Annotated in this window: 15 protein-coding genes; 5 read left to right on the forward strand and 10 right to left on the reverse strand. The window is 33.2% G+C overall.

What is annotated here, in order from left to right; genetic code table 11:
• Nucleotides 1–9 precede the first annotated feature (9 nt).
• Nucleotides 10–183 carry a 30S ribosomal protein S27ae gene (locus K5790_RS00730; protein ID WP_297591807.1) on the reverse strand — a complete coding sequence of 58 codons (174 nt, stop codon included), beginning with the start codon at nucleotides 181–183 and terminating at the stop codon, nucleotides 10–12.
• On the reverse strand, nucleotides 183–599 hold the full coding sequence (locus K5790_RS00735) for a hypothetical protein (protein WP_297591808.1): 417 nt from the start codon (nucleotides 597–599) through the stop codon (nucleotides 183–185). Before K5790_RS00735 ends, K5790_RS00730 begins: the two co-directional genes overlap by 1 nt.
• Before the next feature lie 81 nt (nucleotides 600–680).
• Here K5790_RS00735 and K5790_RS00740 point away from each other — a divergent pair, with 81 nt between their 5' ends.
• Complete coding sequence (locus K5790_RS00740) at nucleotides 681–1241, forward strand: DUF309 domain-containing protein (protein WP_297591809.1); 561 nt, start codon at nucleotides 681–683, stop codon at nucleotides 1239–1241.
• On the opposite strand, the gene K5790_RS00745 is transcribed toward K5790_RS00740, so the two are convergent.
• Complete coding sequence (locus K5790_RS00745) at nucleotides 1225–2511, reverse strand: alkaline phosphatase family protein (protein WP_297591810.1); 1287 nt, start codon at nucleotides 2509–2511, stop codon at nucleotides 1225–1227. The two genes, K5790_RS00740 and K5790_RS00745, sit on opposite strands and share 17 nt — an antisense overlap.
• 225 nt (nucleotides 2512–2736) lie before the next feature.
• Here K5790_RS00745 and K5790_RS00750 point away from each other — a divergent pair, with 225 nt between their 5' ends.
• Both K5790_RS00750 and K5790_RS00755 read left to right on the forward strand, forming a co-directional pair.
• Complete coding sequence (locus K5790_RS00750; protein ID WP_297591811.1) at nucleotides 2737–3753, forward strand: galactose-1-phosphate uridylyltransferase; 1017 nt, start codon at nucleotides 2737–2739, stop codon at nucleotides 3751–3753.
• A gap of 42 nt (nucleotides 3754–3795) precedes the next feature.
• Nucleotides 3796–4236 carry a hypothetical protein gene (locus K5790_RS00755; RefSeq protein WP_297591812.1) on the forward strand — a complete coding sequence of 147 codons (441 nt, stop codon included), beginning with the start codon at nucleotides 3796–3798 and terminating at the stop codon, nucleotides 4234–4236.
• On the opposite strand, the gene K5790_RS00760 is transcribed toward K5790_RS00755, so the two are convergent.
• The 3 genes from K5790_RS00760 to thiD are packed head-to-tail and all read right to left on the reverse strand — an operon-like array spanning nucleotide 4233 to nucleotide 6728.
• Nucleotides 4233–4670 carry a GNAT family N-acetyltransferase gene (locus K5790_RS00760; RefSeq protein WP_297591813.1) on the reverse strand — a complete coding sequence of 146 codons (438 nt, stop codon included), beginning with the start codon at nucleotides 4668–4670 and terminating at the stop codon, nucleotides 4233–4235. The genes K5790_RS00755 and K5790_RS00760 overlap by 4 nt on opposite strands.
• Nucleotides 4671–4678: 8 nt before the next feature.
• Nucleotides 4679–5380 carry a nucleotidyltransferase family protein gene (locus tag K5790_RS00765; RefSeq protein WP_297591814.1) on the reverse strand — a complete coding sequence of 234 codons (702 nt, stop codon included), beginning with the start codon at nucleotides 5378–5380 and terminating at the stop codon, nucleotides 4679–4681.
• A gap of 52 nt (nucleotides 5381–5432) precedes the next feature.
• Nucleotides 5433–6728 (reverse strand): bifunctional hydroxymethylpyrimidine kinase/phosphomethylpyrimidine kinase, encoded by a 1296-nt coding sequence (gene thiD / locus K5790_RS00770; RefSeq protein WP_297591815.1) that lies wholly within the window; start codon nucleotides 6726–6728, stop codon nucleotides 5433–5435.
• Nucleotides 6729–7029: 301 nt separating this feature from the next.
• On the opposite strand from thiD, the gene K5790_RS00775 reads away from it, so the two are divergent.
• Complete coding sequence (locus tag K5790_RS00775; protein ID WP_297591816.1) at nucleotides 7030–7248, forward strand: hypothetical protein; 219 nt, start codon at nucleotides 7030–7032, stop codon at nucleotides 7246–7248.
• Between the two features lie 235 nt (nucleotides 7249–7483).
• A complete protein-coding gene (gene thiC, locus K5790_RS00780) occupies nucleotides 7484–8812 on the forward strand; it encodes a phosphomethylpyrimidine synthase ThiC (protein WP_297591817.1) in 1329 nt (442 codons plus the stop codon).
• Here thiC and K5790_RS00785 read toward each other — a convergent pair.
• From K5790_RS00785 to aroC, 4 genes are read right to left on the reverse strand one after another with little or no spacing between them, the layout of a single operon-like run.
• Nucleotides 8795–9199 carry an NUDIX domain-containing protein gene (locus K5790_RS00785; protein WP_297591818.1) on the reverse strand — a complete coding sequence of 135 codons (405 nt, stop codon included), beginning with the start codon at nucleotides 9197–9199 and terminating at the stop codon, nucleotides 8795–8797. The two genes, thiC and K5790_RS00785, sit on opposite strands and share 18 nt — an antisense overlap.
• A gap of 5 nt (nucleotides 9200–9204) precedes the next feature.
• The gene (locus K5790_RS00790; protein ID WP_297591819.1) at nucleotides 9205–10056 is read right to left on the reverse strand and encodes a prephenate dehydrogenase; all 852 of its coding nucleotides are present in this window, start codon (nucleotides 10054–10056) and stop codon (nucleotides 9205–9207) included.
• Nucleotides 10053–11423, reverse strand: a complete 1371-nt coding sequence (locus tag K5790_RS00795) for an aminotransferase class I/II-fold pyridoxal phosphate-dependent enzyme (protein ID WP_297591820.1) — start codon at nucleotides 11421–11423, stop codon at nucleotides 10053–10055. The genes K5790_RS00790 and K5790_RS00795 overlap by 4 nt, the downstream gene beginning before the upstream one ends.
• Before the next feature lie 4 nt (nucleotides 11424–11427).
• On the reverse strand, nucleotides 11428–12525 hold the full coding sequence (gene aroC / locus K5790_RS00800; protein ID WP_297591821.1) for a chorismate synthase: 1098 nt from the start codon (nucleotides 12523–12525) through the stop codon (nucleotides 11428–11430).
• Nucleotides 12526–12722: the final 197 nt, after the last annotated feature.

Raw genomic sequence — 12722 nt, forward strand, 5'->3', positions numbered from 1 at the left:
TTGTAATTTTTATTGAATGAATTCTGTTAGACCGCATTTTCCACATGTGTGTCTGTCTTTATGCTCTGACATGAAAACTCCTTTGCCGCATCTTGAGCAAATTTTTCTAATACGTGATACTTTATCTCCATCCACTTTGAAATATTTGTAAACATTGGGACTGGAGCCTTTTTTTCCTGCCATTATTCTGATTTCTCCTCTTTTACTTCTTCATCTTTTGCTTCTGTAGGTGTTTCTTCCGCTGGGGCTTCTACTGCTTCGGCTTTAGCCGCCTCTTCAGCTTCTTTTGCAGCAGCATCAGCTTCTGCAATTTTTGCTTTTGTCTTCTCTAATCTTGAAAATATTGTTGGATTGACATGTTTTTTTGCCAAGCCTTCATCTTCATAAACATAGAAAGTTCCCGTCACCATTGGTTTTCCAACATGTGTCTTTAGTCTCATTGGGATTACGACTTTACCGTCAAGTTTGAATTCTTTTGTAATCATATCTACTGCTTCAAGTTTTTTGAGTTTGCCTCCTAGTCCTGCAAAGTTGCAGGTAAGCTCTCTTCGTGAGAGAAATGCATTTTCCACATCTGTGACTGTCTCAATGATGGACATGTACCCAAAATCTCTGGATATTTCATATAAACCTTGATTGTAATAGAGAAGAAATTTATGAAATTCCTGTAAAATTATACTATGGAACGCTATATGCTTCATCTAGAAAACACTCGCTATAGACCGGAGCATTCTCGTGAAGTAGTTTACAAGGCAAGGGATCTGGCATCTGATATGAATGTCTCAGTTCGTGTTGCACGAATTGCACAAAAATTTGTCGAGTTGGATGTCTCAGTTGAAAAAGATGATCTTGATCATCTATTGAAAAAATTAGAACCTATTGGTTCTGTTGTTGATATCAGACATGTCTTTGAAGAGGAGATCGAAAAAGAGAAGGGAATTACTGATGGAATATTTTATTTTAACAATGAAAGATTTTGGGAAAGCCATGAAGCATTTGAAGGTGTTTGGAAGAAATGCTATGGCAGGGAAAAAGAATTGGTTCAAGGAATTATTCTAATCGCAGTTGCTTTTGCACATGCACAAAAAGATGAACAAAGTATTGGAATTGGAATGCTTAGCAGAGCATTAGAAAAATTAGGAACCTCTCCATCAATGTATCATTCCATTGATGTTGATAGAATTAGAAAAAAAGCAGTAGAAATGCAACAATCCAATCAATTAACTACTTTTGAGATTTAATTAATTCAAGAGCTTTTGATACTACTTCTGCACCTTGCAGTAAGCCAATACTTCCTTTCTTTGCTTGTTGTTCTGTCATTCTAGTAGTACCATCATTTTTTATGAAATTAGCTGAAACCAGTACTGGTACAGGATCATCACTATGTCCTTTATTGATGCAAGGAGTAGAATGATCAGCTGAAATTACTATTGCAACCTTGTCTGAATCAATATTTTCAACAAGTGTCTTGAAGAATCTTTGGTCAATCTCCTCTATGTTCTTCATCTTGCCTATGGCATCTCCATCATGTCCAAATTCATCAGGTCCCTTCAGATGCACATAGATTGAATTTTGTGTTTCCATTGCTTTAGCTGCAACCTTGGCCTTTTCTTCATAGTCAGTTAACCCTCCCGCTTCAAATGCCTTCATCTCTAAAACATCTGAAATTCCAAGTTCAACTGGCATATCTACAATACATGAAAAATTCATTCCATATTTTTGATTAATTGGAATTACGTCAGGATATTTGTTTCCTGCATCTCTTAATAGAATACAACTAAGTAGTTTTTTGTTTTGCTCTTTTCTTTTTGCATTAATTTGACTATTCTTTAAAATCTCAATTGATTTGTCTGAAAACTCATTGACAAGATTTGCAGTTATCTTAGAATCTTCTGTATCTTCTAATGGAAGACATCTCTCGATTTTGAGATAATCTCCAACAGCTTTTGCAACTCCCATGCCTCCAATGTTACTATAAGCAGGATCTGTGTTTGTAATTCTTGAAGATAATTTTTTACCATTAGTTCTTATTCTAACTGTCACTCTGTGACCTATTGTTGGGGCTACAACTACAGATGTGTCTGGATTTGAAAACTTGATATTCTTCTCAATTTCTTTTGCAACCCCAACTGCATCCTCTTTTTCAATATGTCTTCCTGCTCTTCTGTCTATGATTACTTGTTGATCATCTAATGTGGAATAATTCCCTCTAAGAGCTAAATCTCCATCCCTGAAATCAATACCAATTCCAATTGCTTCAATTACTCCTCTTCCAACATAATCTGCATGTTTGAATTTGTAACCTAACATGTTAAAGACTGCAATATCTGATTCAGGCGCTATACCTTTTCCAACAGAAATTACTTCTCCAATTACTCCATTACTTGCAATTTTGTCCAAAATTGGAGTTTTTGCAGCCTCAAGAGGTGTTTTTCCATTCAAATCTGGGTGTGGCAAATCTCCTACCCCATCTAATAAAACGTAAATCATATGAACATCTGAATTATCCATAATATCCCCTGTTTAACACAGACCTGAAGCTCTGCTTTAAAGCTTGCATGATCTACACGATCAAAAATCAGAGTCTTTCAACTATTGAAAAATTTTAAAAATTGCTATTTGATTAAATTACGTTTTTCATAAATTTATTATATTTTTTTTGAAAAATATTTTTCATTTTTCATTTGAGTGTGTCTTAGTAAACGTTTTAACAGACATTTACTTCAAATTACAATTATGGGAGATATGCGTAAGGATTATGTTTCAGAGCGTTTTATGATTGTCTCTAAAAAAGATGACAAAGTCGTTGATCCAAAAAAATCTCCCTTTGCTCCAGGAAATGAATCAATGACAAATCCATCTGTCTTATCCCTTGTAGCCAAAGATGGAATGCTGCAACGTCTTCAAGATAATGAAGATGAATATGTTGAAGGATGGTCCATTAGAGTTTTTGAAAGCAAAAATCCTATAGTCTCAATTGAAACTGAAAATTCTTACAGCGACAGACCTTTTTACAGTGAACCTGCATATGGATATCATTACATTGTTGTTGCATCTCCAAATGAAAAGGATACTTTTGCAACTATTGATTCTGAACAGTGGTCAAATGTTTTAGTTGTTGTTCAAGATAGATTAAGATGGCTTTACACCCAAAAAGGAGTTACATACGTTTCAATTTATGCAGATCAAGGTGATTTGGCGGGAAGTCAAAATCCCCATCCTCATCTTAATATTCTAACATTCTCAACCATTCCTCCAATCATCGAAGAAGAAGCAGAAGCATCCCATAAGATTCTAAATGAAAAAGGCGTTTGTCCAATGTGTCAAACCGTCAATGAGGAGATTGGTGGCCCACGACAAATACTCCAAACTGAGGGGTTTATCGCATATTGCCCATGGTCTCCTTCATATCCATATGAATTTTGGATATCTCCAAAAAAACATACCACAAGTTTCTCTAAAATCACTCAAAAAGAAATCAATGACTTGTCATTAATTTTACGTGCCACTTTGGGAGGACTATCAAAGACTATCAAAAATGTCTCATACAATCTTGTATTTCATTTATCTCCTGAAAAGAAAAATAGTCGTCAAATTCATTGGCACATTGAGGTTTATCCTATCACAAAATCATGGTCTGGTCTTGAACGCGGTTACGGTATTTTCTTAAATGATATTTCTCCAGAGCAGGCAGCAGAAAAACTAGGAGCTGCATGTAGGAAAGAATTAGCTAACTTAGTTGGCATTGTTTGAATTTTTGAATGGTTTATTTATCAACTAAGACTTGTTAGAACTGTGGCAATAGAAAAATGGCTTGCAATTACAGCAGTTGGACTTTATGCAATGTTTGCAGGCGAAATGATTTCCATTTATAATTTTATGATTAATGTTCCTCCAGATTTTGAATATGCACAAATGTTCTCTGCAGATCCAAAACTTATTCAGTTTGTATCTATCGGTGTAGCTCCTGCATCCATTTTAGCTGCAGTTTCATTTATCATGACAAAACAATATGGTTCAAAATCTATTGGTGGTTTTATTGTAATTGGTGGTATTATCATGTTGGCTGGAATGTCTGTGTGTTATACTATGCTTGATCAAATAGAAGACAAATATCTCACTGATGCAGTAAAAATAGTTCCTCCATTGTTTATGATTTTATCTGCTCCAGTAATTGGAACTGGAATATATTTAATTAAAAATATAAAGAAACGTCCAAAGAAAGAATTTTTTTAGATGTGATCAAATCTAAGCTCATTTCCTACATTCTTAAAGCCTAGTTTTTCATAAAATGGCTTTACATCATCTGTGCAATCCAAAATTGTCTTATAACACCCAGATTCTTTTGCAATGTGGAGCAAGAAATTCATAATTTTTGCTCCTATTTTTTGTCCTTGGAAGTTTTTATCTACAACCACATCTTCAATATGCCCTACTAGTCCGCCTTCGTGGATGAATTTTTGTTCTATTAGTAGAGTTGTTGTACCTACTATTTTTCCATTCAGTTCTGCAACAGCAATGATATGATTTGGATTTGAATTTATTTTTTCAAATATCTCTTCTGCTTTTTTAATATTGATGCTACTTGTTTTTCTTAACGAGTCAAGAGTTTTTAGAAATCCATTTTGGAGGTCTTGCTTTTGTAATTTTCTAATAATTGGCTCACTCATCTTAATTTTCAGATCTTGCCTAGTTTTTGAATATAGTCTTGATATGTTTTCTTGTATGTTGATTTATTGCCAATGTCGATAAATCCATTTTTTGTAATAAAACTATTAACAAATTTTTTTCTGTTCATGACTTTTTTAATGACATCATCCATTCCATATGGCTTGTTTTTTGGGATAAAACTCATAACTTTTGGATCCATGACATAACATCCCATATTCACATTAGCTTTAATCTCGGGTTTTTCATTCCAACTGATAACTTTTCCACTCTTTGATGTCTCAATGACTCCATAAGGTAGATTTGTTTTGTATTCATTGAGGCTCATTGTGACGAATGCTTTTTTCTTGTTGTGTTGTTTAATCATATTTCTAAGACTAAAATTGAAAATTGAATCTCCATACATACAAACAAAAGTGTCATCAATAAATTCTTCAGCTGTTTTTAATTGACCAGCGGTTGCAAGTGGTTTGTTTGAAATCGCATATTCTATATTTACCCCAAATCTTTTACCGTCTTCAAAATAATCCTCTATCGTCTTTCTGAGATAACTTACACACAATACAATTGATTTTACTCCGTTTTTCTTTGTCCAGTCTACTAGGTGCTCTAAGATTGGTTTTTCTCCCAATGGCAACATTGGCTTTGGAAGAAATGTTGTGTATGGTTGCAGTCTTGTTCCTAATCCACCAGCAAGAATTACGGCTTTCACAACTGGTATTTGAATAATGACTATTTATGTTCAAGGATGTTTTTTGACCATCTTAAACAATCTTCAATATTTTTTGTAATACGTCATCTGGTGTTTTCCCAAAAACCAAAATCATGGGTTCCTTTCCAAAATCTCCTTTGTGATAAATTATATCCGGAGTTTTTTTAGAATTTTTAATTGCATGTTTAATTCCCCATTGTATGGTGGATCCTTTGTTTTTTACATTTTTGGGTTCATCTAATCTATTATAGCTTGTCATGACGAATTTTGATTTTTTAATTTTAGAAATGGTGCTTGTTTGAAATTTTAGATTTATGGCTGAATTGATCTCAGGGAATTTTTTATTTATTACAAGTAATGCTGTTGCCACATGTTTTGATCCACCATATTCTAAATTTCCAGCTACAATTACTTTTTTTCCTGCTTTAATTATTCTTCCAGAAATTCCTAGAATGTCTTTAGTAGATTTTGGTTTTTTCTTTGCAAATACAAAATTTGTCTGACATTCTGGAATGTTTTTGTAGATATTTTTCATCGCTACAAATTTGTTAATTGATTCTGATAATTGTGAAATGTATTTGTCTTCTAGAACATCTGTAATTACTATTCCACGTCCCAAATTTTTTGCATTTTTAATTGAATTGAAAGTGAATTCTTTTGCAAATTTTACTGATTCTTTGATGTTTTTCTTTTTTGCCAGTGAATAGATTATTGCTGCCGAATAATTGCATCCACTTCCGTGATTGATACTATCAATTTTATTACTATAAATTGCATATTTGGTATTTTTTTCTAGAACAAAATCTGAAATTTTGTTGTTTTTAGTCTCTATTCCAGTAATGACTACATTTTTTGCTCCCATTTTCTGAATCTTTTGTGCAATTTTATTTGGGGGATTTTTTAAATCTATTTTTGAATTTGATAAAATTTCGGCCTCAAATTTATTGGGTGATATGACTGTCGCAAGTGGAACAATTAATTTTTTAAAATCTTTTATTGCAGATTTTTCAATTAAATCCCCTCCAGTAGTTGATCTAATTACGGGGTCAACTACAATGGGAATTTTCAACTTCTTTAATCTATTATGAATAACTTTCATGATTCTGGAATTATACACCATTCCAATTTTTATCCCATCAACTTTAAAATCAAAAAAAACCTTGTCTAACTGATTTTTTAAAATTTCGTCTGAAACTGGTTCTACCATTCCAAATGATGATGTATTTTGTCCAGTAATTGCAGTAATTACAGTTAATCCATGTGCCTTTAATGTTGAAAATACTTTAATGTCGCTTTGGATTCCTGCCCCTGATGATGGATCAGATCCTCCAATTGATAATAAATTCATTACATTTTCTTGTTGTTTGTCCTAATCTATATTTCCTTTAATTCTTGAATTTCTTTTTTAATTTTTAATATCTGTTTTATACTTCATACACCTACATAGAATCAATGACGAAATTTCCTTTTGTTGATGATACTATCCCCAAAGAATTAAGGTGTAGTACTTGCTTGTTACCAATGCAGTATCAAACAAAAAAAGATGAAAAGTTTCTTTGGCAATGTTTCAAGTGTGGCAAAAAATTTCTAGTGTCTGAAAATAATGACGATGCTGTTGAAGAGAGTTGGAGTCCTCCAAGGTAATTCACATGTCTGATATTGAATTCTTAAAATCTGAGAATCAAAGACTGCGAACTTACATATCATTAGTTCTAGCAGAAAATGAATTAATTCAACGTGTATCTGAAATTAGAGAAAATTTTACAAATTCGTCTGAATCTGAGCATATTATTGAGCCTATTTTGAGAAGAATTGATAAAATAAAATCTGAAAAACTGATTTTAGAAAATGATTTGAAAATAAAATAGATGGTTATGATGACGCTTGATTTACACAATCAAACGAACAAAACTCATCTTTCATACTGTAAAATTCTCTACCACAATGTCTGCATTCCCTACTTGTTCTCATATGAATATAATACCAATTATTACATATAAGATCGATCATTTTTCTTAATATAATGCTAAGAGGAATGCAATACTCTAGTATGTTATGTAATTCTCAGATTGTTTAAATCAGGGAAATCCCCTACAATACACTATGGCAACTCAAATGACTGCTGCACGACGTGGAGTTGCCACTGATCAAATGAAACAAGTTGCAAAAGATGAAGATGTTTCACTTGACTGGTTAATTCCAAAAATTGCACGTGGCTCAATAATTATTCCTAGCAATAATGAACGACCGCAAAAGATTCACAATGTTGGAATTGGTAAAGGACTAAAAACCAAAGTCAATGTTAACATTGGAACTTCCACATTGAATGTGAATTTGGATGAAGAAATTGAAAAAGCTAAAGTTGCAATAAAATATCATGCTGACACCATTATGGATTTAAGTGATGGAGGGGATGTAAAAAAAATCAGACAAACTCTCTTAGAAGCTGCACCTATTACTTTTGGAACAGTTCCAATTTATGAAGCATACAATTATGGTGTTGAATATCATAAAAATCCTCTAAATCTAACAGAGGATGATTATCTTAATGCATTTGAAAATAATGCAAAAGATGGTGTTGATTATACTACAATTCATTGTGGGATTACAAAAGATATTGCAAAACGAATTCTGAAAGTTCAAAGATACGGTGGTGTTGTTAGTAAAGGTGGTACCATCACTGCAGCTTGGATGCTAAAACATGATAAAGAAAATCCATACTTGACTCATTATGATTATCTTATTGAAATTGCAAAAAAATATGATGTTACATTTAGCCTCGGAGATGCACTAAGACCAGGCTCTATTTTAGATTCTCATGATGAGTTACAAGTTCAAGAGATGATCAATATCTCTCAACTAACAAAACGTGCTCATGAGCAAGACATTCAAGTAATGGTTGAAGGACCAGGCCATGTTCCATTAAATGAAGTTGCTGCAAATGTTAGATTGGCAAAATCTCTAATTGGGGATGTGCCCTACTATGTACTTGGTCCACTAGTTACTGATATTGCATCAGGTCATGATCATATTGCAAGTGCAATTGGTGCTGCAGTTTCTGCAAGTGAAGGAGTAGATCTACTATGTTATCTTACACCTTCTGAGCATTTAGCATTACCAAATACTGAAGAAGTAAAAGCTGGATTAATTGCATATCGAATTGCAGCTCATGCTGGTGATCTTGTCAAAATACGTGATAAGGTCATTAAATGGGATATGGAAATGACTGAAGCAAGACGTACACTTGATTGGGAAAAACAACTTGCATTATCCATTGATCCTGAAGAAGCAGCTAGAATCCATAGTAGAACAGGACAACATCCCGGAAATAATGTTCCATGTACCATGTGTGGTGGCGCATGTGTGTATATGATGTTGCCACAGCAAAAAAAATATGAAAAAGAAAACAAAAACCTACAACAAGTTGAGTAAAACTTTATCTAGACTTGGAACTGTTTCATAATTTTCCAACTCTTCTATACCAATCCATTTGAATTCTGAATTCTCCCAGTTTAATTTTATTGTGGGATTTTTCACTTCAAACAAAAATGGAAATATTTCCCATTCGTGATTTTCATATTGTGGTGAATTTACTCGCATTTCGTCTGCTGATTTGATTAATGTAATTTTATCTTCAGTAATTCCAACTTCCTCAAAAATTTCAATCTTTGCCCTTGCTAATGGTTCCTCATTTTTCTCAATAATCCCACTGATTCCTGCCCAAAGACCTTTCATGGACTTTACTTTATCACTTCTCTTTAGAAGTAGAAGTTTATCGTTATCTCTAATAAAAGAAGTGACAATCTTCGTTGAGCGCATATCTATTATTTTTCAACGACTTTTACCATTTTTGTTAATTTTTTATATGATTCATTAATGTCAGTGTGCTTGGCTAGTCTTTCTTGACACTCTTTGATGTAGTTGATTACTTCTTCAGTCTTTGATTCCTGTACTGCAGTAAGTAGTCTACCTATGTCTTTCCAAAGCTCTTCTGCAACCCTTCGAATTTCTGGATTTGCAATAATAGTTTCAATAAGTTCTGGAGATTCAGTCATGATGCTTTCGGCTAATGTTTTTTGAACTCTAAATGTAGTGCCTGACATCTTTTCTGTTAGGAGCATCTTTTCATCTTTTGAAATGATATTTGCAAATACTAAGTTCATCAAATGAGTTAATCCCAAAATCACTGCAATCTTTTTGTCATGCTCTACTGCATCAATCGTGACAAAGTTTGCCCCTTCAAATAATGACTTTGCAACTGTGAGTTCTTTCTTTGCATCTTTTATAGGAACTGAAATAATATTTTGACCTTTGATCGTTTTTACACCTGGTCCAAACATTGGGTGAATACAAATTGGGTTGATCTTTGCAGGCATCTTTGATAATGATGAAACTACTTTTGATTTTTCTGATGAAATCTCAATGAGGTATGTTCCTCTTTTCATCTCTTTTGCAATTAATCTAATAATCTCCGGTGTTCTTCTAGTTGGTGTACATAATACTACATAATCTGCTTTAAGAATGGCACCTACTAGAGAATCTGATTCAATTATGTCTTTTCCGCCTATCTTTGATTCTGAATCATAACCTGTAACCTCAAATCCTTTTGACGCAAAATATTTTGAAAACCATTGTCCCATTTGACCGCCGGCACCAATCACTGTAACTTTTTTCATCTATTCTCACTCATAATATTACCAAGTATATTCATTCCGTCAATTAGTGTTTTTTCTTCTTGACATGCTGAAATTCTAATGAAATTTTTGTAATCCCCAAAACCCTCTCCTGGAGCAACTGCTAATCCTTTCTCTAGCGTATCATTTGCAAATTTTACTCCGTCAAATCCTTCTTGATTAATTCGGGCAAAGAGATACATTGCACCATCTGGGGAAACAAAATCTAATCCCAAATCTTTTGCTTTTTGTTCCAATACATTTAGTCTATTCTGTACAGTATTAGTATTGTTGGATATGTCTGCTTCAAGTGCCTTCATAGCAACATATTGGATAGGCTCTGACACATTTGTGAGGCACAAAGCCTCTAATTTTGACATTTTTTCAATTATTTTCTTATCAGCTATGGCATATCCTATTCTAAATCCTGTCATAGCATGGGATTTTGAGAATGATTGTGTTATGATGCTTTTATCATAATTGTAACTTAGAATACTTTTCCATTCTTTTTTAGCATATTCTGAATAGATCTCGTCACTTAACACAAAGAGATTATTTTCTCTTGCAATTTCTACTATGTTGTCTTGAAGTTTTTCTGGTAATATTTTTCCTGTTGGATTATTTGGATAGTTTAGTACTATTAACTTTGTATTCTGATTTATGACATTTCTGATTTGCTCAACTGATGGCTCCCATTTTTCTTCCAGTGTTGTATTGATTGTTCTGACTTTAATTCCCGCATTGAGTGCACAATCTTTGTATGCAGGCCATGCAGGCTCGATTACAATCATTTCATCACCTGGATTAAGAAGAGTAGAGATTGCTGTAAATATTGAAAACCTAGCTCCTGGACTAACTATGATGTTGTCTTGAGTTACTTTGGCATTGAATTTTTTAGTTACATAATTTGCAAGTGCCTCTCTGAAACTAGGCATTCCTTTAGATTGGCCATACTTTACAAATCCTTTATTGAAAACTTCTTCTAATGCTTTTTTTACAATTTGAGGTGGCATGAAATCTGGTTCGCCCACTTCCATGTGGATAATTTTTTTCCCTTGCTGTTCAAGTGATTTTGCTTTTAAGAAAATTGATAGATGTGTTTGTTTGTTACCTGATTGAACTTTTATTGATTCATTTAAAAGAAAATTTAAAAATTTAGTTGCAATTGACTCATCAAATTCTAATTCTTTGCACAGTTTGATTACTTTTGCTCGTAAATTATCTTCTCTCTTTTCATCGGTAATTCCCTTACCAATGCTTTTTTTTAACTCCCCAATTTTTTCAGCAATTTCAGTTCTTGTTTTTAGTAACTCTATCATTTCTAGAGTGACTTCATCCATCCTATTGCGGAGCTCATCAATATCTGCCATTTTATTACAAAACTGGTTTTATTATGCCTGAAATTAGTGCATGATCTGCTATAGTTAAGGCTACAAGTGAGTCTACTACTGGTGGTGCTCTAGGCACTACACATGGATCATGTCTTCCTTTCACCTGAAGTATGGCTTCTTTCTTTGTTTTAATATCTACTGTACTTTGTTTTTGTGCAATTGATGATGCTGGCTTGAATGCAATTCTCATGGTAATTGGCATTCCGTTTGAAATTCCCCCCAGAATGCCTCCTGAATTATTTGTCTTTGTAGTGATTTTCCCTTTCTTTATTGTATAAAGATCATTATTCTCTGAGCCAAATAATTCTGAACCTCTAAATCCTGAACCAAATTCTATTCCTTTGACAGATGGAATTGAAAATATTGCTTTACTCAAATCTGATTCTAATGAGCTAAAGATTGGTTCTCCTAATCCAACTGGAACTTTAGTTGTAGTTGATTCAATTATTCCTCCAAGTGAATCTCCCTTCTTTCTAGCATTCAATATTGCTTCTCTCATCTTCTTTGCAGTTTTATCTTCAGGACATCTTACCTCATTTCTATAAATTGATTTTATCATTTTTTCATTAAATTCTCTTTCCATCTTTATTTTTCCAATCTGTGTTGTATAGGAATTTGTCTCAACACCTAATGCTACTTTGAGTAATTTTCTTGCAATTGCACCGCCCATAACATGCGTTGCCGTTAATCTTCCTGAAAATCTTCCTCCTCCTCTATGATCATTATAGTGATTATACTTTATCATTGCAGTGTAATCTGAATGACCCGGTCTAAGCTTTGTTCTCAAGTTTTCATAATCTTTTGATTTTTGATCACTATTCCAAATTATCATTGTGATTGGAGCTCCTGTTGTGTGTCCTCTAAAAACCCCTGAAATAATTTCTACAACATCACCTTCTTTTCTCTGTGTTGAAATTAAATTCTGACCCGGCTTTCTCAGATCCAGCATTTTTTGAATGTCTTTTTCATCAATTTCTAAACCTGCTGGGCATCCATCTAAAACAGCACCAATTGATTTTCCATGACTTTCACCAAAACTTGTTAGAACAAGGCGCTGGCCAATTGAACTTCCGGGCAACATTCAAACAAAGTTAAATGATGCTTATAATTCCTCATTCTGTATTTTTTACAATTTTTAAGCTGAAAGATTCCATGTAAGCCTATTCATGACTGAATAAAATTTATAAAAAATACTATAATTTAATGAAATAATTATAATATAATCTTAAATATAATAATAACATATATGATATATGCGAAATCGTGTAAATTCTAACA

It is taken from the genome of Nitrosopumilus sp. (genome assembly GCF_025698945.1).
GTDB lineage: Archaea > Thermoproteota > Nitrososphaeria > Nitrososphaerales > Nitrosopumilaceae > Nitrosopumilus.